Origin of the sequence: Thalassobacillus sp. CUG 92003 (assembly GCF_013618635.1) — a bacterium.
Lineage (GTDB): Bacteria > Bacillota > Bacilli > Bacillales > Halobacillaceae > CUG-92003.
The window spans coordinates 304904-326631 of record NZ_JABLSJ010000004.1; the positions used below are offsets into that span (position 1 = coordinate 304904).

The 21728-nt window shown below is 44.5% G+C and carries 24 protein-coding genes; 1 reads left to right on the plus strand and 23 read right to left on the minus strand.

The genetic code is table 11. The features are described 5' to 3' along the window. Positions 1–21: 21 nt before the first annotated feature. The 18 genes from dprA to smc all read right to left on the minus strand — a co-directional run bounded on the left by dprA (position 22) and on the right by smc (position 17332). The gene (gene dprA / locus HOP45_RS08330) at positions 22–906 is read right to left on the minus strand and encodes a DNA-processing protein DprA (RefSeq protein ID WP_181348797.1); all 885 of its coding nucleotides are present in this window, start codon (positions 904–906) and stop codon (positions 22–24) included. Between the two features lie 65 nt (positions 907–971). Then, complete coding sequence (gene sucD / locus HOP45_RS08335) at positions 972–1874, minus strand: succinate--CoA ligase subunit alpha (RefSeq protein WP_181348799.1); 903 nt, start codon at positions 1872–1874, stop codon at positions 972–974. A gap of 19 nt (positions 1875–1893) precedes the next feature. Further along, complete coding sequence (gene sucC, locus HOP45_RS08340; RefSeq protein ID WP_181348801.1) at positions 1894–3054, minus strand: ADP-forming succinate--CoA ligase subunit beta; 1161 nt, start codon at positions 3052–3054, stop codon at positions 1894–1896. A 218-nt stretch (positions 3055–3272) separates the two neighbouring features. Then, positions 3273–3542: an EscU/YscU/HrcU family type III secretion system export apparatus switch protein gene (locus HOP45_RS08345; protein WP_181348803.1), complete on the minus strand. Its 270-nt coding sequence runs from the start codon at positions 3540–3542 to the stop codon at positions 3273–3275. After that, positions 3539–5467 (minus strand): hypothetical protein, encoded by a 1929-nt coding sequence (locus HOP45_RS08350; RefSeq protein WP_181348804.1) that lies wholly within the window; start codon positions 5465–5467, stop codon positions 3539–3541. The genes HOP45_RS08345 and HOP45_RS08350 overlap by 4 nt, the downstream gene beginning before the upstream one ends. Positions 5468–5482: 15 nt before the next feature. Then, on the minus strand, positions 5483–6256 hold the full coding sequence (locus HOP45_RS08355; RefSeq protein WP_255437547.1) for a ribonuclease HII: 774 nt from the start codon (positions 6254–6256) through the stop codon (positions 5483–5485). A gap of 260 nt (positions 6257–6516) precedes the next feature. Then, the gene (gene ylqF / locus HOP45_RS08360; protein ID WP_181348806.1) at positions 6517–7374 is read right to left on the minus strand and encodes a ribosome biogenesis GTPase YlqF; all 858 of its coding nucleotides are present in this window, start codon (positions 7372–7374) and stop codon (positions 6517–6519) included. Between the two features lie 10 nt (positions 7375–7384). Further along, positions 7385–7936: a signal peptidase I gene (lepB, locus tag HOP45_RS08365; protein ID WP_181348807.1), complete on the minus strand. Its 552-nt coding sequence runs from the start codon at positions 7934–7936 to the stop codon at positions 7385–7387. Positions 7937–8009: 73 nt separating this feature from the next. Beyond that, positions 8010–8354, minus strand: coding sequence for a 50S ribosomal protein L19 (gene rplS / locus HOP45_RS08370; RefSeq protein ID WP_181348809.1), 345 nt, complete (start codon positions 8352–8354; stop codon positions 8010–8012). Positions 8355–8463: 109 nt separating this feature from the next. After that, the gene (gene trmD, locus HOP45_RS08375; RefSeq protein ID WP_181348811.1) at positions 8464–9216 is read right to left on the minus strand and encodes a tRNA (guanosine(37)-N1)-methyltransferase TrmD; all 753 of its coding nucleotides are present in this window, start codon (positions 9214–9216) and stop codon (positions 8464–8466) included. Beyond that, positions 9216–9737 (minus strand): ribosome maturation factor RimM, encoded by a 522-nt coding sequence (gene rimM, locus HOP45_RS08380; RefSeq protein WP_255437549.1) that lies wholly within the window; start codon positions 9735–9737, stop codon positions 9216–9218. The genes trmD and rimM overlap by 1 nt, the downstream gene beginning before the upstream one ends. A gap of 8 nt (positions 9738–9745) precedes the next feature. Beyond that, entirely contained in the window at positions 9746–10132 is a 387-nt protein-coding gene (locus tag HOP45_RS08385; RefSeq protein ID WP_181348813.1) for a YlqD family protein, read from the minus strand. Positions 10133–10208: 76 nt separating this feature from the next. Continuing rightward, on the minus strand, positions 10209–10436 hold the full coding sequence (locus HOP45_RS08390) for a KH domain-containing protein (RefSeq protein ID WP_181348815.1): 228 nt from the start codon (positions 10434–10436) through the stop codon (positions 10209–10211). A 14-nt stretch (positions 10437–10450) separates the two neighbouring features. Then, positions 10451–10723, minus strand: a complete 273-nt coding sequence (gene rpsP, locus HOP45_RS08395) for a 30S ribosomal protein S16 (RefSeq protein WP_181348816.1) — start codon at positions 10721–10723, stop codon at positions 10451–10453. An 86-nt stretch (positions 10724–10809) separates the two neighbouring features. Then, the gene (gene ffh / locus HOP45_RS08400; RefSeq protein ID WP_181348817.1) at positions 10810–12153 is read right to left on the minus strand and encodes a signal recognition particle protein; all 1344 of its coding nucleotides are present in this window, start codon (positions 12151–12153) and stop codon (positions 10810–10812) included. A 13-nt stretch (positions 12154–12166) separates the two neighbouring features. Further along, the gene (locus tag HOP45_RS08405) at positions 12167–12496 is read right to left on the minus strand and encodes a putative DNA-binding protein (RefSeq protein WP_181348818.1); all 330 of its coding nucleotides are present in this window, start codon (positions 12494–12496) and stop codon (positions 12167–12169) included. An 83-nt stretch (positions 12497–12579) separates the two neighbouring features. Further along, positions 12580–13752 (minus strand): signal recognition particle-docking protein FtsY, encoded by a 1173-nt coding sequence (gene ftsY / locus HOP45_RS08410; protein ID WP_181348819.1) that lies wholly within the window; start codon positions 13750–13752, stop codon positions 12580–12582. 13 nt (positions 13753–13765) lie between these two features. Beyond that, positions 13766–17332 carry a chromosome segregation protein SMC gene (smc, locus tag HOP45_RS08415; protein ID WP_181348820.1) on the minus strand — a complete coding sequence of 1189 codons (3567 nt, stop codon included), beginning with the start codon at positions 17330–17332 and terminating at the stop codon, positions 13766–13768. Between the two features lie 126 nt (positions 17333–17458). Here smc and HOP45_RS08420 point away from each other — a divergent pair, with 126 nt between their 5' ends. Then, positions 17459–17683 (plus strand): DUF1128 domain-containing protein, encoded by a 225-nt coding sequence (locus HOP45_RS08420; protein ID WP_181348821.1) that lies wholly within the window; start codon positions 17459–17461, stop codon positions 17681–17683. A 300-nt stretch (positions 17684–17983) separates the two neighbouring features. Here HOP45_RS08420 and rnc read toward each other — a convergent pair whose 3' ends face one another. From rnc to plsX, 5 genes are all read right to left on the minus strand, one after another. Continuing rightward, positions 17984–18673: a ribonuclease III gene (gene rnc, locus HOP45_RS08425; RefSeq protein WP_181348822.1), complete on the minus strand. Its 690-nt coding sequence runs from the start codon at positions 18671–18673 to the stop codon at positions 17984–17986. 76 nt (positions 18674–18749) lie between these two features. Further along, a complete protein-coding gene (acpP, locus tag HOP45_RS08430; RefSeq protein ID WP_181348823.1) occupies positions 18750–18983 on the minus strand; it encodes an acyl carrier protein in 234 nt (77 codons plus the stop codon). A gap of 61 nt (positions 18984–19044) precedes the next feature. Next, complete coding sequence (fabG, locus tag HOP45_RS08435; protein ID WP_181348824.1) at positions 19045–19785, minus strand: 3-oxoacyl-[acyl-carrier-protein] reductase; 741 nt, start codon at positions 19783–19785, stop codon at positions 19045–19047. Continuing rightward, positions 19786–20727 carry an ACP S-malonyltransferase gene (gene fabD / locus HOP45_RS08440; protein ID WP_181348825.1) on the minus strand — a complete coding sequence of 314 codons (942 nt, stop codon included), beginning with the start codon at positions 20725–20727 and terminating at the stop codon, positions 19786–19788. Then, on the minus strand, positions 20724–21728 hold the full coding sequence (plsX, locus tag HOP45_RS08445; protein ID WP_181348826.1) for a phosphate acyltransferase PlsX: 1005 nt from the start codon (positions 21726–21728) through the stop codon (positions 20724–20726). The genes fabD and plsX overlap by 4 nt, the downstream gene beginning before the upstream one ends.

The window sequence follows — 21728 nt, forward strand, 5'->3', positions numbered from 1 at the left end:
GTTTTCCGGTCTTAACGCTTATCAACATCGGTTATAAACGGGCCAACTTTCTATAATATCATCAGCCGTACATACGAGTTTCGCGCCATCCTGAATCAATTTATGACAGCCTTCACTAGTGGGATGCTGCAGAGAACCGGGCATGGCAAACACTTCTCTTCCCTGTTCCAAAGCTTGAGACACAGTAATCAATGATCCACTCTTCACCTTAGCTTCCACCACTAATGTAGCCTGCGTAAGACCTGAAATAATACGATTTCGTTCAGGAAATTGATACTTTCGGGGTGGTTGATCGGGTACGTATTCTGAGATGACTAAATGCTGGTCCGCCAAGCATTGATACAAAGGTATGTCATTTTTAGGATAAATATACTGAAAACCAGATCCTAAGACTGCAATTGTTTTTCCATGATAGCTTATTGCTAGACGATGTGCAAATTGATCGATGCCAGCAGCCATACCGCTAATCAGCGTGACGCGCTTTGAGATAAGTGGAGCTAACACGTTTTCCATATTTGCGAAAGCTTCTCGTGACGGGGTTCGCGTTCCTACGACACTTAAGGAAAAGAGTGGATCAAGCAGGGTAAGATCACCGTTCATATAAAGTACGAGCGGAGGATCAGGAATGTGTCTTAATAAAGTGGGGTAATGTTGATCAAACCACGTTACGCAGTGATATTTTTCCGCAAAAGCTTCTAATTTATTTAAGAGACGGGGATTGTGTAACTGGGAAAGCAATTGAACAGCTTCATTAAAGGAGACTTTCAGTAGAGTGGATAACGCTTGAGGAGTGAAAGAATGCAGGGAGTCTAAGGTGGGGTTGGCTCGAATTAATGCCTTGATGCGCCGGCGGGTAAACCCCGGAGAAGCATGAAGCAGCATCAAATTCCATTTGGTTTGATTCATTGGGACACTTCCTTATTCATATAAATTGGCCGTTCTCTGTTCAAGAGAACGGCCTGAGTAAAACCTTAGTGGGTTTTACATTTTTCATAAAGATTATTGTCTTTTAAAACATTGATCAATGTTTCTCCCATGACAGATGGCGTTTCAGCTACTTCTATACCAGATTCGTTCATGACCCGAATTTTTTCATCAGCCGTACCTTTACCTCCGGAGATAATAGCACCGGCATGGCCCATTCGTTTCCCTGGAGGGGCTGTGCGTCCACCGATGAAGCCGACAACGGGTTTGTTCATATGAGCTTTTACCCATTGGGCAGCCTCTTCTTCTGCAGTACCGCCTATCTCACCAATCATAATTACAGCTTCTGTATCATCGTCTTCGTTGAAGGCCTTCAAGGCATCGATAAAATCCGTGCCATTGACAGGGTCCCCGCCAATTCCAACAGCTGTGGATTGACCGATACCAGATTCAGATAGCTGATGGACAGCCTCATACGTTAATGTACCTGAACGGGATATGACACCAACATGTCCTTTTTTATGGATATATCCCGGCATGATACCGATTTTACACTCATCCGGTGTAATGACGCCCGGACAGTTCGGTCCAACGAGCCGTGTTTTTTTATCCTCCATATAACGCTTGACTTTCACCATATCCAATACTGGAATGTGCTCCGTAATACAAATGGCCAGATCCAGTTCTGAATCGGTAGCCTCCATAATAGCATCTGCTGCAAATGGAGCCGGCACATAAATAACGGAAGCATTGGCACCTGTCTGTTCTACAGCCTCAGCGACCGTATTAAACACAGGGATGCCTTCTACTTCTGTACCGCCCTTGCCAGGGGTGACACCGCCAACAATTTGTGTACCATATTCAATCATCTGTTTTGAATGGAATAAGGCTGTCGAGCCTGTGATCCCCTGTACTATGACTTTTGTATCTTTATCAATATATACACTCATCTGTTTTTCCCCGCCTTTCTTACTTTACAAAGTCTACGATTTTTTGTGCGCCATCTGCCATTGAGTCTGCAGAGGTGATGTTCAAGCCAGATTCATCTAGAATCTTTTTGCCATCAGCAACATTGGTGCCTTCAAGTCGAACGACTAAAGGAAGCGTCAATCCGATTTGCTTGGTCGCCTCAACGACCCCTTCTGCGATGACGTCACATTTCATAATACCACCAAAGATATTAACAAAAATGCCTTTAACACTTTCATCCGACAGAATTATTTTAAAGGCTTCCGTCACTTTCTCTGTGGTAGCACCGCCACCTACGTCAAGGAAGTTAGCCGGTTCGCCGCCATAATATTTGATCGTATCCATTGTAGCCATGGCTAAGCCGGCACCGTTGACCATACACCCGATGTTTCCATCAAGTGCAATATAGCTTAAGTCATATTTCGAAGCTTCGACTTCTTTAGGATCTTCTTCATCCAGATCGCGGAGTTCAGCTACATCTTTTTGGCGGAACAAAGCATTATCATCAAAATTTAACTTGGAATCAAGCGCGAGCACTTGATTATCTCCCGTGGTAACCAATGGGTTTATTTCAGCAATCGAGCAGTCTTTCTTCACGAAGACATCGTACAATCCAAGCATAAATTTAACTGCTTTGGAAAGGGACTCTTTCGGGATATTAATGTTGAATGCCAGGCGTCTCGCTTGGAAAGGAGTCAGACCAGTCACGGGGTCGATCACTTCTTTGAAAATCTTTTCCGGTGACTTTTCCGCCACTTCTTCGATTTCAGTGCCTCCTTCTTCGGAAGCCATCATCGTTACACGGCTCGTAGCGCGGTCCATGACGAGACCGATGTAATATTCGCTTTGAATATCACAGCCTTCCTCGATCAGTAAGCGCTTTACTTCCTTTCCTTCCGACCCTGTCTGATGCGTCACCAGGGTACTTCCAAGCAGCTCACTTGCGTATGTACGCACATCGTCAAGATTTTTGGCAATTTTAACCCCACCGGCGTTTCCGCGTCCGCCTGCATGGATTTGAGCTTTAACGACAATGACATCTGTACCTAATTTTTCAGCTGCTTCTACAGCTTCATCTACGGTATAGGCCACGTGGCCATTCGGCACAGATACACCGAAATCACGCATTATTTGTTTACCTTGATACTCGTGAATATTCATGTTCCATCCTCCCATCATTTTTCACTGCACGTCCATTGTATAAAAAAAAACAAGCTATTGTCCACACAAAGCTCGTGTTATGTCGAAAAACAGGATGAAGAATACAATAACATGATTATGTAAAGTGATTCTTCAATCCGCTCACCGACTTTATTAAAGGAGCGTATGGTCATGAAGCCACCATCTTCCCCACTATATAATGCCCGTATGGATCACTTTTATTTATGTGCATCCTGATCGGTTCGGTAAATAAAGGCAAACACCTCGGCTACTACATGATAGAGTTCCTCCGGGATTTGCTCGTTGATATTCAGTTCAGAGAGTAACTCGACTAAGGATGCATCCTCTTGGATCGGAACATTATGGTCATTGGCTTTGGAAATGATCCGATCGGCTACATATCCTTCTCCTTTTGCCATTACGTTTGGTGCCGAATGTTTTTCTTCTTCGTAACCTAGTGCGATAGCTTCTCTTCTTGTCTTTTTCATATTCTGAAATCCACCCCTTGAACGTGCTCCGCTGCGGCAATAGATGAACGTCCTGCCGGTGTATGCCGGCTCGCTTCATTAAAATCTTTCCATTTGACCGATCCCAATGTATAACCGATCCGGTCTAAACCGTCCTGTAATGCCTGCTGATGTGCCTCTAGCAGACCACTCAATTCTGTATTGGCATTGAATACAGTCAAGTGAACACGGCGATTGTGTACATTCATATCGATCACGGTCTCTTGTAAGGCATTTAACTGTAAATAAAATAGAATGTGGCAGAAATCCGGATCAATTTCACCATGTTCATTTTTGCCACCCTCTATATCGACAAAAATATCCTGATTAGCATCCATTAAATCTCCCGGAAACTGCAAGGAGAGATGAAGGGAATGGCTTGATTCTTGACTTGCTGTCATTTGTAACCCATTCAGCAGGTGAATCAATTGCTGGACTCTTTCTGGTCGCACTGCAGAATCGCTCTCCTGCATGAATTGCAAGAGCAATGATTTCATAGAAGACTCAATCTTAGGGCTTTGGTCATGCTTAATGTGCTGTCTTAACTGAAACTCATCATCGAGCCCTGTTAACTCCAGCATAGCTTTCATTCTCACATACACCATCTCTTTATGGCTGCCTGCTTCTGAACCAAGTTTGCTTAACCAATCAATCAACTGTTTGTGTTGGTCACCCGATAACTGTTTAGTCAATACCGACTGCAACTGCTGAACCAAACGCTGCACATCCTGCGTCTGTAAAGAATTTAGTGGTTGATGATTGACCATCTCCGGTAACGTGGTGAGAATACTTAGGCTATCAACCCCTGGATTGGCACCTAGTTTATTAATCACGTGGTGATTGCTTAAAAAAGTTAAATTGGTCAGCATCTTTTGAGACATGGCAGCATGGGATGTCTGCTTAGCTAATCGGCTTAATTGTTGTGTGAATTGGCGCAATACGTCCATTTCGTCTTGCGTTATAGGTAACTGTTGTGTCATTAATGATTGCAGTGCGCTCTCCGCATTCTGGCCGTGCAATAGAATTGGAGATGCCTTAAAGGACTGGGCTTGGTGACCATTCATATACTGAAGAACATCAGCTTTTGCCATGTGTTCAGTATGCCGATTCACCCCCTGTTGATTGGTCCATTTCAACATAGTGCGTTGGAAGTCCGCGAAACGTAGCTGTTCGTCGACAAGACCAGCAGCTTTCAACACATGAAAACTGGATGGTTTGCCTGCTGCTGTGTCACTGACGACCTGAGCTAGCACATTTTCGGTAAAAGCTCCAGAACGGCTCCCCCCCGTCAACGAATGAAGACGGTTAAGAAGCAACGTATTGGGTTTTCTGGAAGAAGAATCCATCCCATCCAAATCATGACTCAATTGACTGATCAAGGTGCTTAGTTGAGTCGTCTGTTTGGCCTGGACAGCTTGATAGGTAGCGTTATTGATGGGCCATTGATTTTTCATCATATGTACAATCATCTTAATAGCCTGTTGGGGTGACGGCGAGCCTTGTAAGATTCGCAATGCTGCACTCAGATTGTTTTTTTGGAACGATATCGATTGAGCGCGCAGCTGACGCAATAGCTGAAGATTTTCAGTGGTCGCTTTTTCTCCCATTTGAGTAAGAAGACGCGCTAAACCGTCCGCATCCTGAGTTAATGCTTGTTGAGATACTACTTTTAAATGGAGGGATTGAGCGGTCGATTGCACCTGGAAAAAATAAGAATTCCCACTGTTTAACGGGGTTTCTAATACAGCCTTTATTTCATTTCCAGCTATAGTGACTACCGCCTGGTTGTTCGGCAAAAGTTTCTGAACTTTACCAGAAACAAGTTGACCAGGCTTCAGTTTAGTAACCCCTTTTGTATCGATAGCATGATGAAGGGATTTGAATAATCCAGCTGCAGACGCTTGCACATTCTCACCTCCAAATTAACCGAGCAGGAGGGCCACCGGTGAAAAACTTTTGCGATGATAAGGTGAAGCTCCTTGCTTTTGCAGAGCTTCCAAGTGTTTTTTCGTTCCATATCCTTGATTCGTGTGAAAATGATAGCCAGGGAATTCCTTATCAGCTTCGTTCATTATACGATCCCGCGTTACTTTTGCAAGGACGCTCGCAGCCGCGATTGACACACTTCTTTGATCCCCTTTAACCAGGCAATGTTGTTCACAGGCCGCCTCAGGTAAATGCATGGCATCCACTAACAGACAATCAGGCGCGCTCCCCATATTTTCGATAGCTTCATTCATCGCCCGTTTTGTCGCCTCATAAATATTAATGCGATCTATGGTCCTATTATCGACAATTCCGATGCCAAACGCTTCAGCATGCTGTGTAATCTCTTCAAAATAAAATTCCCTTGCTGCGAGCGATAGTTGTTTAGAATCATAAAGACCCGCCAAGTAATAGTCGGAAGGCAGTATCACGCTTGCAGCCACTACAGGGCCAGCCAACGGCCCCCGTCCTGCCTCATCAATCCCTGCTACACGCAGCTTCCCTTCTTCATGCAGACCTTGTTCAAACATCATCATGTCTTGGTAGAGTTGTTTCAAGTGCTCAGCTTGCTGTTTCCTTTTTTCATGTTGGCGGACAAGCGTTTGGACGCCTTTCCGGTGATCGGTAGTCAATTGTATATATGTAGCTTCATCGAACATATCATGTTCTAAGTAATATTTGATTTCACGAATGGACATATCGCCGCTCATCTTGTTTCACGCCTCCTTTATATATATCGGATTATTTCCTGACTGTTTAAGATGCCTATGAAAAAAGCCTCTCAAATTGCATAAGCTTTCCACAATGAAATAAAATGATTTGGATCAATCATGACGAGGCTCCCAAAAGAGAAGGATATCGGCGTGCCCCCGCAGGAAAGCGCGTCTTTCCCCCGCTGATACCGCACATCCCCATAGTACCACCACTTAACAAAACCAAAAAAGTGCAGATCGTGGCGCCGACCTGCACTTCAATAACTTATACTACCTTCTGGCTCTTCAAAGCTGATGCCGCCGAGTTTACCCGTTCGAAGGTCTTGTAAAATGACTTGGGCCGTTTTTTCAAGATTGACACGGCCACCGCTCTCAAGACAACCGCGTTTTGATCCGATGCTTTCAAACGCCAATTCAATATCGTCAACATCGGCTAGGCCGTAACGCTGCTTTAGCGCATCGGGATAACGGCTATTTAGCTTATTCAATACATAAGCAGCCACATCCTCAACCGGTACAATTTGCTCTTTGATGGTACCTATCGCGGCAAGTCTGTAGCCGACTTCTTCGTCTTCAAACTTGGGCCATAAAATGCCAGGTGTATCCAATAAATCAAATTGATTTTTAACTTTGATCCATTGCTGTTTCTTTGTTACACCTGGTTTATCCCCTGTTTCAGCCATATTTCTGTTAGCCAGTCGATTGATTAAAGTGGATTTGCCGACATTGGGGATACCTAATATGACCGCCCGCGCTGGTCGGGGCCGAACACCTTTCGCTCTTAACTTGTCCAACTTTTCCTGACCGAGATGCCGAGCCGACGCTATGACGTTTTGTAAATCCTTCTTATCCTGAACATTGATCGCCACCGCTTCGCAATTATGCGTGTGATAATGTTCAATCCATTCAGATGTAACATGGCTATCGGCTAAATCCCGCTTCATTAAAACCATTAATTTCGGCTTAGATTGTAACATATCTTGGAGCATCGGGTTTTGTGTCGATTCGGGTGCTCTGGCATCTACCAGTTCAATTACAAAATCCACCTGCTTCAGTTTATCTGACACTTCTCGTTTTGCCTTAGCCATATGGCCAGGAAACCATTGTATGGTCATCATAATCACCCTAGTTCAAATAGCGGATGCGGTTGAAAGGAAAATAAACGAATTGAGCTTCTCCCACAATCTGTTCATAAGGTATAAGACCGAGCATCCTGCTATCTGTGGAATTGTTGCGGTTATCTCCTAATACGAGCACATATCCCTCCGGAATCGTGTCTTCCGTTGTACCCGGCAATCCCTCTAACGTAAAATCCCTGGTCAGGACGTTGCCATTAGAAAGACCATTTTTACGCTCTTCGAGAAAAGGTTCATCTACTGGTTCGCCATCAATGAATAATTGATCGTTGGAAACAGATACATGTTCACCAGGCAAACCGATCACCCGTTTGATATAATCTTTGTCGGCAGTCGCATGGAATACCACAATATCAAAACGATCCGGCTCTCCGATCATATAATTGACTTTGTTAACGATGAGGTGATCACCGTTATGAAGGGTCGGAAGCATGGAAGGACCCTCAACGACTACGGGAGCGAATAATAAGATGCGTACAACCACGGCCAGAAGAATAGCGATGAATAATGCCTTCAGCCAATCAATCCATTTATTTCCCACACCGCCCCGTCCTTTCTATTTCTATGCTAGCAAAAAAGGAGCTTGACTATAGCAAGCTCCTTTCGACTTTGACTTAAATGATTTCTTTAATACGTGCAGCTTTTCCGCGCAAGTTACGTAGATAGTACAACTTGGCTTGACGGACTTTACCGCGACGGGCACGTTCAATCTTCGCGATACGCGGTGAATGCAATGGGAACGTACGCTCAATACCAACACCGTAAGAAATTTTACGAACGGTGAATGTTTCGCTGATTCCACCATTTTGGCGTTTGATAACCACACCTTCAAATACCTGGATACGCTCACGGCTGCCTTCAACAACCTTCACGTGGACTTTGACTGTATCACCAGGACGAAATTGAGGGTGGTCCGTGCGCAACTGTTCCTTTGTGATGTCATTAATCAACTGTTGCATGTCATTTCACTCCTTCCAAACTAATGCTCTTGCCTGCTAAGAGACAGCGGAACATCGTTTTCTAGCTTAAACCGAATGCTTAAGCACGAATTATAATATACCATAAACTTTATCCATCATCAAGGTCATGCTTGTGATTTTCCAACTTTTGAAGCCACTCGTTTTCTTGTTCCGTCAGCGATCGGTTAAGCAAAAGATCGCTTCGCCGCTCGAACGTTCGTTTAACAGATTGATAGTGCCGCCATTCATCGATTTTAGCATGGTTCCCTGATCGCAAAACATCGGGCACAGTCCACCCTCTGAAATCAGCCGGCCGGGTATAATGCGGGTGTTCTAACAGCCCATTTGAAAAAGAGTCCAGGGAAGCTGACTGATCATTGCCCAGCACGCCAGGCAGCAGGCGAATGACAGCATCCATCATCACCATCGCGCCAAGTTCTCCGCCGGTTAAAACGTAATCCCCAATCGAAAGTTCATCCGTCACGAGGTGTTGCCTGATGCGTTCGTCATACCCTTCGTAATGACCGCAAATGAAAATCAAGTGGTCTTCCTCAGCCAATTCTTCCGCCTTCTGTTGTGTGAACGTGCTGCCTTGAGGAGACAGCAGAATGACCCGCGGTTTGGACGCTCTTTGCTGTTGTACGTGTTCGACTGCATCAAATATCGGCTGTGGTGTCAACACAAGTCCGGCTCCGCCTCCATAAGGGTAGTCATCCACTTTGTTATGTTTGTTTTCCGTATAATCTCGAAAATTGACATACTGGTAACTGAAGGCGCTTTGCTCCTGTGCCCGTTTCAAAATGGATGATTGCAAAACGCCTTCAAACATCTCCGGAAACAACGTAAGTACATCAATATGCATTAGTCCAACAGCCCCTCTATTGGATCAATGGTAATGACTTGAGCCTTTGTATCGATATCTTTCACGACATCCTCGATGAAGGGTAGTAAGAGCTCGTGGCTGCCTTCTCTTTCCACAACCCATACATCGTTTGCTCCCGGTGTCAAAATCTCCTTGATGACCCCTATTTTTTCGCCATTCACATGGTAGACGTCGCAACCTATGATTTCATGAAAGTAAAATTCATCTTCTTGCAACTCTTGAAGTTGATTTTCGGATACCTTTAGCATGCCATCTTTATACGCTTCAACATCATTGATGGAATGATGATCTTCAAAGGTGAGCAAATCAAACCCTTTATGAAATCTATGATTGGAAATCGTCAAAGCTGCTGGTTCATGTCCATCCTTCATCAAATACAACAGCTGCCCCGGCTGAAAGCGTTCGTCAAAATCAGTGATCCGGTGTACTTTCACTTCGCCCTTAACGCCGTGAGTATTGATAATTTTCCCTACATTATACATGGTTTGCCTATCCGTCATATGCCTCATTACCTCGCTCGAATCACGATGCCATCTTTCACGACAATCGCTTGATCATCCATAACATCTTGCCACAGGTCACCTTCAACTACCTCAACAATAACCTCTACTTCATCCGTCTCAAGTTCACTGCCGTCAGGAAGCTCGTTCAACTGTTTCAGCTGATAGTCCAGCCACCTCATTTGATCTTTCCGCTTACTGAGCTCACGCGAAAATCTCTTTCTCACTTCTTCTCTCGATACCCCGGGTTTCCGCTCCAGTTTCTTTTGCTCAAATGCCAATTGGCGGCATTCATTCTCGTAACGGGTATTCCGTTCCTGAAATTTTTGCTGTAGCTTAGTTCTGCTATCCGGGGTTAACACTTGCTTAACAGGAATGCGTCTAACAATTTGCATGAACCTTCCTGCCTCTCTGCTACGATCACATTTATTAACCATGGTAAAAAAGGGAAAGGTCGCCCTCTCCCTTGCATTACATAATATCCAAATAAACGCGTTTTTCAGAATCGGATGCTGCCGCATAAACAACGGTACGAATCGCTTTGGCAATTCTCCCGTTTTTCCCGATCACCTTACCGACATCATCCTCGTTAACCGTCAAGTGATAAACCTGTTTATGGTTTTCTTCCTTGACCGCCACTTCCACATCATCGGGATGATCTACAAGAGGCGTGACAATCGTTTCGATTAAGGCTTTCATGATATCACACTACTTTACTTAGAAGTTTTTTTGTCGTGAAATTGCTTCATGATGCCTTCTTTTGTGAATAGATTACGTACTGTATCGCTTGGCTGAGCACCGTCAGACATCCAGTTCATTGCTTTATCTGCGTCTATATCCACTTCCACAGGGTTAGCGACTGGGTTGTATGTCCCGATTTGCTCAATGAAACGTCCATCACGTGGAGAACGTGAATCTGCTACTACTACACGATAGTACGGGTTACGCTTTGCTCCCATACGTTTTAGGCGAATTTTTACTGCCATATTTAGCACCTCCGTTAATTTTCATAAATGCATTACACAAGTTTAAATTTTAGCAGATGATTAATTATGTGTAAAGGATTTTTACATTACATAAAAGGAAGGTTCATTCCCTTGCCTTTTTTCCCTTTTTGCATCCCATTCATCTGTTTCATCATTTTCTTCATTTCTTCAAACTGTTTTAATAAGCGGTTCACTTCGGATACCGACGTACCTGATCCTTTAGCAATTCTTTTTTTTCGGCTGGCATTCATCAAGGATGGATCCTGCCGTTCGTGCTTCGTCATGGATTTAATGATCGCTTCAACATGCACCAGCTGTTTATCATCAAGCGAAACATTTTTCAACCCCTTCATTTTGTTCGCGCCAGGTATCATACCGACCAATTCATCAAGCGGGCCCATATTTTTCACTTGATCCATCTGCTCTAAGAAATCATCAAACGTAAAGGAAGCAGAGCGCATTTTCGATTCGAGTTCTTTTGCCCGTTTCTCATCGACTTGATCTTGCGCTTTTTCGATTAAGGTGAGCATGTCGCCCATTCCTAAAATGCGGGAGGCCATCCGCTCAGGGTGGAAGGGTTCCAATTCATCCAGTTTTTCCCCCATCCCTGCGAATTTGATCGGTTTATCCGTGACTGCTTTAATGGATAAAGCCGCTCCGCCCCGGGTATCACCGTCCAACTTGGTCAAGATGACACCGGAAATGTCGAGCTGCTCGTTAAAGCTCTCTGCAACATTTACCGCATCCTGTCCGGTCATCGAGTCAACGACAAGGAAAATTTCATCAGGCGTGGTCAACTGCTTAATTTGTTGCAGTTCATCCATCAACTCATGGTCTACATGCAAACGTCCTGCTGTATCAATGATGACATAGTCCTGATGGTCCTCTTTTGCCTGGGCGATCCCTTCCCTGGCAATATCAACCGGATTCGCATCTGTTCCTTTTTCAAAAACGGGCAGGTCCAGTTCTGTTCCGACTGTTTTCAACTGATCGACTGCTGCAGGGCGGTACACGTCTGCCGCTACCAGCAAAGGACTGCGATTTTGCTTCTTTCGCAAGTGATTCGCTAATTTACCCGTCGTAGTCGTCTTACCTGCACCTTGAAGGCCGACCATCATAATAACGGTTGGAGGTTTGGAAGCGACAGCGATTTTACTTTCATCGCCTCCCATTAAATCAGTCAGTTCTTCCTTAACTACTTTGATGACCTGCTGGCCCGGCGTTAAGCTCTCCATGACTTCCTGGCCAACAGCGCGCTCACGGACGCGCTTTACAAAATCTTTCACTACTTTAAAGTTGACGTCTGCCTCAAGGAGGGCAAGACGGACTTCCCGGGTCATTTCCTTTACATCTTGTTCGGTCACTTTCCCTTTGCCTTTGATCTTTTGGATCGTCCCTTGCAAACGGTCAGACAAACCTTCAAATGCCATAGAAGGAGCCCTCCTATTCTAAGTCTTGTAATTGTTTGAGATAGTGCATCATCGGATGATCGACTTGAGCTTTGGAAAGCTCATGGTGCATCTTATCAAGCAGACTCTGACGCTCTTGAAACTTCTCATACAGATTCAACTTTTGTTCATATTCTTCCAACATAGCTTCTGTACGGCGAATATTATCGTAAACCGCTTGTCTCGACACATCATACGTTTCAGAGATCTCTCCGAGCGAATAGTCTTCCAAATAGTATAATTCCATATAGTTACGCTGTTTCGAGGTGAGCAATGTTTGATAGAAATCAAACAGGTAATTGACACGTGTTGTCTTTTCCAGCACGGCAACCACTCCTTGTTAAGTGAAATGCCTTTACATATAAAGATATTACAGAATAAAGTCTGCTTGTGTCAAGCACTAGGCTTTTATTTTTCCTCTTCATATTCTTCCACCATGTCAGCGAATAGTCCGTAGACAAATGCATGAGGATCAAACATTTCCAAATCGGAAACTTTTTCACCGAGACCCACCATTTTCACGGGAATCTCCATTTCATTACGAATGGCGAGTACGATCCCGCCTTTTGCTGTGCCATCCAGCTTCGTGAGGACGATTCCGGACACGTTAGTGGCTTCGCTGAACGTTTTAGCTTGACTCATGGCGTTCTGGCCAGTGGTAGCATCCAATACGAGTAACACTTCATGAGGGGCGCCCGGGACTTCACGTTCGATGACCCGTTTCACCTTTGCAAGTTCATTCATCAAATTGACCTTGTTTTGCAGCCTGCCCGCTGTATCACACAAGAGGACGTCCGCATTTTTGGATTGCGCAGAACGAATGCCATCATAAATGACCGCGGCTGGGTCACTGCCGGCAGCATGCTTAACGACATTGACGCCAACGCGTTCTCCCCACACGTCCAGTTGTTCAATAGCACCTGCCCGGAACGTATCACCAGCAGCTAAGGTCACTTTCTTTCCTTCTTGTTTAAGTTTATGAGCCATTTTACCAATTGTGGTCGTTTTCCCGACACCATTCACGCCGACCACAAGAATGATACTTAAACCGTCTGGATTCAACGTCAGTTCCTCTGTCTCCCCGCTTTGATCGTCACCATAATAGATGTCGACCAATTTTTCAGAGATCACTTCTTTCACCATTTCTGTGTCTTTAATGTTGCGACGTTTCACTTCCATTTTCAATTCATCAATCATGTCCATGACCGTGTTGACACCAACATCTGCTGAAATTAGAACTTCTTCTAAATCCTCGAAGAAATCTTCATCGACAGTACGGTACTTTGCTACAAGATCATTGATTTTACCAGAAAAAGAGGAACGTGTTTTTTCAAGTCCTTTTCTGAATTTCAGTGCAATGCCTTCTTGTTCCGCTGCTTCTTCGGCTTCGGACAGCTCCTCATGAACCTCTCCATCTGGCTCCTCCACATCGAACGAAGAGGAGGTCGACTCCGTTTCCTGAGTTTCATTCGCCAACGTCTGCTCTTCGTTGTCTTCCTGGGTAGTTGTATCATCTGTCGCCTGCTCATGTTCATCGTGTTCTTTTACGAACTTATCTTTTAGTTTTTTAAAAAAACTCATCGTATCGTCCTTTCTAAGCCTTCATTAATTCAGGCGTTTCTTCGAGTTTGACCGAGACTAATTGTGAGACCCCCGACTCCTGCATGGTGACGCCATATAACACGTCAGATTCCTCCATCGTCCCTTTGCGGTGGGTAATCACAATAAATTGTGTATCCTGGCTGAACATTTTCAAGTATTTAGCAAAACGGTCCACATTCGCCTCGTCCAATGCCGCTTCTACTTCATCCAGCACGCAAAATGGTACTGGCCGCACGCGTAGAATAGCGAATAACAACGCTATAGCTGTCAACGCTCGTTCTCCGCCTGAGAGAAGACCTAAATTTTGCAGTTTCTTACCTGGAGGCTGAGCCACAATCTCAACCCCTGTTTCTAATAACAGCTCAGGCTGCGTTAACTCCAAATCAGCACGTCCGCCCCCGAATAACTCGCGGAAAACGCCTTGAAACTCTTCCCGTATCCGAGTGAACGTGTCTTCAAATAAGCGGTGCATCTCTCGGTCCATTTCAGAGATGACGTTGAACAAAGTCGATTTCGCTTCTTGAAGATCCGATTGTTGGGAAGTTAAAAATTCGTAACGTTCTTTAATGCGATCGTATTCTTCAATGGAACCTAAATTGACAGACCCGAGTTCATCGATAGCGCGTTTGATTAACTTAACTCGCGTTTGTGCTTCGTTGATATCTTCTACAGGAGGGTAATCCTGTTTAGCTCTTTCAAACGTCGTCATGTATTCTTTTTGTAAGTAGTCTAAAAGGTTCTCGAGCTCAACATCCATACGATTGGTCTTGACTTCTTTACTTTGGATATCCTGTTGATAGTTTTGCTGAATGCGCTTCGCCTCTTTCAAGGCTTGTTCCTGATCGTGGATCGCATGGCTATGGCTCGTACGCTGCTGCCTGTGCTCTTGTAAGCTTTTGTTTGAATCTGTTTTCTGTTCTTTAACAGTTGTGATTTCTTGGGAGATCTCTTCTTCAGTCTTCTTATTATTGACGATATCCATCAATTGTTGATAGGCGTGCCGGTTTTCCTTTAATTCACGCTCAACCTGTTGCAATTCGTTCTGATAGCGTTCCGTTTTTTCTCTTTGGTTTTTAGCCTGCGATTCTTGTTCGGCTAATTGAATTTGGAGATTGTTCCGTTGATCACGCAGATTATCTTTGTTTTCCTGCTGCTCGTCCTTGGCTTGGGTCAAATCATCAATTTCTGTCTGGATCGTATTGAGCTTCGTGCTCAAGCTCTCTAAGTCATTATTCACGTTCGTTAATTGCTGCTTAAAGCGGTGCCTATCTTGCTCATACTGTTCCTGGTCCTGATCGTATAATTGCAATTGGTTATTCACTTGCTCGAATTTTGACTGAAGCGCGTTTATCTCGGAAGTCTGTGCATTTTCCTCTTCTTTCTGCTCATTGACCTCTTGCTGCTTCTCATCAAGATGTTGACGATCAGCTGCAATCGATTCTTTCAAGTGTTTGACTTGAGCTTCGACCGATAGTGTCTTTTGTTCAAAGGAGGTGAGTTTCTCCGTAATGGACTGCAGTTCTTTTTCACGCGTAAATAACGATTGGTTAGACTGTTTCTTCGCCCCGCCTGACATAGAGCCTCCCGGGTTCACCACATCGCCTTCAAGCGTTACAATCCTGAATTTACGTTGTAATGTAGTCGCCAGTTCATTGGCGTGAGATAAGCTTTCAGCAATCACCACATGGCCAAGCAAATGCTCTACGACACGTTCATATTTGCCTTCGTAATGGACTAATTCAGCGGCCGTACCTTTCCACCCCTCATGACGGCTTGCCTCTTGTTTGAGATGATGCGGGATGAACCTGGGCTGGATCGAAGGCAAAGGAAGGAACGTTGCGCGCCCTTTGTTCTGTTGTTTTAACCATTTAATGGCTTGACGGGCAGCTTGATCATCTTCAACAATGACGTGTTGGGCTTGTGCTCCTAATGCCGTTTCAATGGCAGTTAAATAGTCAGTAGGTATATCAAGCACCTCAAGAACGGCCCCTTCAATTTTCTGCAGCGTGCCTGCGTCCCTTGCTTTCAATACTTCTTTAACACCTTGAAAATAACCTTGAAAATCTTCCTTCATTTCCTCAAGCATTTCTTTTTTGGATTTCAGCTTCTCTAAATACTGATACCCCTGGTGGAGCTTTGTTTGCAGTTCTTCGTATTGGCTTTCGTCACTTTTGAGCTTTTGTTGCGTCTGGGATAATTGTTTCTCTGTTTCCTGGCGTTCTTTAGAAAGGGTGTTCAAGCGATTCTGATGTTCTGCCACTTGCTCTTGCAGTTGTTCTCTTTCTGATCTCAGTTCTTTAAATTTGTCTTGCTGGCTATCTTTTTTTGAGCTCAGCTGTGCTAACTGAGATTCGGTCGTTTGCTTTTCGTTACGTTTGGCAGCTTGTTCATTCAATAAATCGATGTATTCGCCTTTTAACTCTTCGATTTCAGATTCGATATCACGGTTCCCATATTCCAATGAGCGTTCCGTTTCCTGTAAAGCGTGATTCAAGTCTGATTTAGAGCGAGTTAAATCTTCTAGCACCTTTGTTTCCGACTCCACGTTCTTCTGCAAGTCGTCGCGCTTTTGCTGCAATTCCTCGTATTCTGTTTCCAGTTTCGCCCTGTTTTCCTCATAATGCTTTTGTTTTTCTTTGACCAGTTCCCGCTTCCCCTCGAGATTTTCCAGTTCTTGTGTCTGGGCAAGCAGCTTTTCCTGCAATGATTCGATTCGACTGTCAATGTCTGTCAATTGCTCACGTTCTTTTTCCAACGCTGTTTCTTTTTGTTCAATATCAGCACGCAATGCCTGCTCGTTCTGTTTAACTTGATCCAAGTCATTGAGCATCGTTTGCCATTCTTCATGAAGCGACTCAATTTGAGCAACTAATAGCGATACTTCGACCAGTTTCAATTCTTCCTTTTTATCTAAGTAATCTCTGGCGATCGATGCTTGTTCCTTCAATGGTTCCAGCTGGCCATCGATTTCATGGATAATATCTTCCACTCGGTTGAGGTTTTCCTGAGTCTCTGAAAGCTTATATTCCGCTTTCTTTTTTCGTTGTTTATATTTCAATACGCCAGCTGCCTCTTCAAAAATGCTGCGGCGATCTTCAGGCTTGGAACTCAAGATTTCTTCTACCTTGCCCTGGCTTATGATCGAAAAAGCCTCGCGTCCTAAGCCAGAATCCATAAAGAGGTCGACAATATCTTTTAAACGGCACGCCTGATTATTGATGAAAAATTCACTTTCGCCTGAACGAAAAACACGCCGTGTGACACTCACCTCTTCAAAATCCAGGTCGAGGGTATGATCATGGTTATCCAGCGTCAATGTCACTTCCGCTTTATTTTGTGCATGTCTCGAATCACTTCCCGAAAAAATGATATCTTCCATCTTCGTGCCTCGAAGCGACCGAGCTGATTGTTCACCGAGGACCCAGCGGATTGCATCCGTAATATTGCTTTTACCACTGCCATTCGGTCCGACGACTGATGTAACGCCGGGAACAAAATCAACGTTCACGCGTTCAGCGAACGACTTAAAACCAACTGTATTTAAACGTTTGAGGAACATATACATCCTCCTATTATCTAGCAATCTTTATAAACTAGGTATTGCAATTCAACTCATATATTTTATCATAAAGATAAGGTCGATAGAAGAAGATGCCACTATATCGGTGTTAAGGAGGACTAAACAATGGACTTAAACGAAGCGACAGAAGAAAACCTCGCATTCATCATTGATGAACTGGCCACCAAGCTAGCTGTGGTCAATCGCTCAATAATGGATGCAAAAGACTATGACCTTGCTCATTATAATGAAATTAAATCATTGTATGATATGGTTTTGATGAAAGGACAGCTCAGCGTTCCAGAAACACAGGCATTCATTCAGGAACTGGGCCAATATCGCAAAGCATAGGCAAAATAGGTTATGACAAAACGAAATAAAACACAAAAATTCCGAACATTTCAGCGAAATGTTCGGAATTTTTGTGTTTTAGGAGGAATTTAATGACCGCTCCGTCAAAAAACGCCGCTTCCACGGGGCATGCGTCTACGTGTTTTGACTATGCTCATGAACATCGTTGAATTTTGTCCATTTCAATGTTCGCTTTTTGAAACCTCTCATTCACTTATATCCCTGCCTCTTTCTATTCGAGTCATTTTTCATCGCGCACTAGTTTTAATCACCTTTTTGCTTAACAACACTATATAACAGTTACTTGGCACCCTTACGTATAAGGGCTTCTTCAGCAGCTTTTTGTTCAGCTTCTTTCTTCGTGCGGCCATAACCGATTCCACTCGTTTCATCTTGGATGCGGACATGGGCCACAAACTGGCGATTATGAGCAGGCCCTTGTTCTTCGACTATTTCATAATCAATTCGATTGTTTTTATCCCGCTGGATAAATTCTTGTAATTGACTTTTATAATCCATCGCATGAGAAAAAGCACCCTGATTAATCTTCGGGTATACGTGCTCTTGCAGAAACCGAACCACGACTTCAAAGCCTTGATCAAGATAAAGGGCCCCAATAAATGCCTCAAATACATCCGCTAATAAAGCCGGCCTGTTCCTTCCCCCGGTCATCTCTTCGCCTTTCCCGAGAAGAATCAAATCAGAGAAATGAAGTTCGTTAGCAAACCGGACGAGTGAAATTTCACAGACGATCGATGCTCTGAACTTCGTCAGCTCCCCTTCTGCCATGTCAGGGAACTCCCGATACAGATATTGTGAAACACCTAACTCCAGCACAGCATCTCCGAGAAACTCCAGTCGTTCATTATCTTCCTGATCCGTTTTACGATGCTCATTCACATAAGATGAATGGGTGAAAGCCTGTCTTAGCAATTCTATCCGATTAAACGTAATGCCAAGTTTTCGTTGTAAAGTGGAAAAATCCTCCATGTTCACCTATTCCTTTGCACTGATAATAAAAATAATACAGGAAAGGGCTGTCCAATCTTCGGACAGCACCCCTCAATTATGACTGGCTGTTTATGTAGTTAACAGCGTCACCAACTGTATTGATTTTTTCAGCTTCTTCATCAGAAATTTCCATATCAAACTCATCCTCGAGCTCCATTACAAGCTCTACAACATCAAGAGAGTCTGCTTCTAGATCTTCCTTGAAGGAAGCTTCCATTGTTACTTTAGATTCATCCGCGTCTAAACGGTCTACAATAATTTGTTTGACACGATCAAGCGTATCTGCCATAGGAACCTCACCTCCCTTCAGTTATTATAGTAGATATTATGCCGAAAGACCAGCGGATATCCTACATTGCCATTCCGCCATCTACATGAAGAGTCTGCCCTGTCATATAGGCCGCATCCTCACTGGCAAGAAAGCGGACCACGCGCGCAACGTCTTTCCCTTCGCCAAGCCGGTCAAGTGGAATCATTGCCAGCATTTTCTCACGCTGATCCTCTGTGAGCTGATCCGTCATGTCCGTTGTAATAAAGCCAGGCGCAACTGCATTGACTAAAATATTTTTAGCTGCTAGTTCTTTAGCTGTCGATTTGGTTAAACCGATTACTCCGGCCTTAGCTGCGACATAATTGGCTTGTCCAGCATTACCGGTGACCCCGACAATTGAAGCGATGTTGATAATACGGCCATATTTTTGTTTCATCATCTGTCGTGTCACAGCTTTAGAACAAAGGAAGACACCTTTTAAGTTAGTATCGATCACGTCATCGAATTCCTCTTCTTTCATCCTCATCAGAAGGTTATCCTTTGTGATCCCTGCATTGTTGACGAGAATGTCTAAACGGCCATATTGTTCAACCACCTGCTTGATCATCTGTTTAACGTCTTCTTCGTTCGTTACGTTGGCCTGAATTTTAATAGCTTCGCCGCCGGCTTCCCGGATTTCGTTCACGACCGCTTCCGCCTTGTCGACACTCCCTGAGTAATTAACAGCGACTGTGGCTCCTTTGTCAGCTAATTCCAACGCGATGGATCGGCCGATACCTCGAGATCCACCTGTTACGAGGGCTACCTGATTACTTAACACTTAAGATTCCTCCTTATACCAGCTTAAAAATGACTGCAATGATTCCGGGTCTTGAACGTTGAACGTTTTCATCCGGCGATTCACTTTTTTAACAAGCCCGGTCAGAACTTTGCCGTGGCCCACTTCCACAATCGCATCTAACTCTGCTTCAGAAAACGCTTCTAGAATAGCTTGAAATTTAACGGGGGAATAAAGCTGTTTTACGAGCGAATGTTCTACTTCATTTTTATCGACAACTGGTTCAGCCGTCGCATTAACATATACCGGAGGCTCCGCATCTTCAATGTTAGCGGCTTTGAGGTGGCTAGCCAGATCCTGGCTAGCCGGCTCCATAAGACGCGAGTGGAAAGGTCCGCTTACATTCAGAGGAATGACACGTTTTGCTCCTGCCTCTTTAAGACGCTCCCCTGCTTTTTCAACACCTTGTCTCGTTCCGGAAATGACAATTTGACCAGGGCAATTAATATTGGCGAGATCGACTGCTTCATTCTCAGGGAAATCAGATATGACCTCCTCGATCGCTTCTTTCGATAAGCCTAACACAGCTGACATAGCCCCCATACCAGCCGGATAAGCTTCCTCCATTAATTGGCCTCTAGCATGGACGAGCTTTAGCGCTTCTAACGGCTGCAAAGCGCCCGACGCTACTAAAGCACTATACTCGCCAAGACTGTGGCCTGCCGTCATGACAGGGCGAACACCTTCTTGATGAAGCATGTTGACGAGCGCGACACTATTCAGCAACAGCGCAGGTTGGGCGTTTTCGGTCTTTGTCAACGTCTCCTCAGGTCCGTTGAACATTAACGAGCTTAATGAATAACCCAGGGTGCGATCGGCTTGCTCAAATAAATCCTGAACGGCGTCATAGGCTTCGAAAGCAGCCTGTCCCATCCCTACTTCTTGCGAGCCTTGACCTGGAAATATATAGGCGATCCGTTTCATGATTGCTCCTCCTTCACATCAACTTCTGATATCTTATCTGCAATTCTGTTCGTTACATCTTCCTCCACCATGTGAACGGCCTGTTTTATCGCATTATAAACAGCACGGGCGTCGGAAGAGCCATGCGCCTTAATCACTGGAGCAGATAGTCCGAACAAGCCGGCACCGCCGTACTCGGAGTAATCCAGCCGGCCTTTTAAACGTTTAAGATCATCCTTTACGAGCGAAGCTGCGAATTTTGTTTTCATTGTAGCCGTCAATGTCTGTTTCAGCATAGAAAACATATTCATAGCTGTTCCTTCCACCGTCTTAAGAGCGATATTCCCTGTGAAACCATCTGTAACCACCACATCGGCTAATCCATTCAAAAGATCACGCGATTCCACATTACCTACAAAATTGAGCTCACTATCACGAATTAATTCGTATGATTTCTTTGTCAGTTCGTTGCCTTTACCTTCTTCAGTACCGATATTCAATAGACCGACTCTCGGATTGTCGACCCCTCTTACATTTTTGACATATGTAGATCCCATGATGGCATATTGAAGCAGATGATTGGGTTTTGCATCGACGTTAGCCCCAACATCGAGAAAAAGAAAGCCGCTTTCATCCAATGTTGGAAGTGTCGGACTCAAGGCTGGACGGTCGATCCCTTTAATCCTCCCGATGATGAACAAACCGGCGCTCATCAATGCGCCAGTATTTCCAGCTGATATGCAAGCATCGGCAAGCCCTTCCTTGACTTCATTCGCCATTAAGACGAGTGAAGCATTTTTCTTTCGTCTCACAGCCCGAACAGGTTCATCCTCACTCGTTATGACTTCTTTCGTGTGAATGACTTCTAATGAAGGATCGTTTTCCACCAGCGGAGCTATCTGTCCTTCATCTCCTATTAAGGTGATGCTCAGATTATCGAAGTGACGGACTGCATCACGTGCGCCTTTGACAATTTCCTGAGGCGCATTGTCGCCGCCCATAGCATCAATCGCAATATTCAT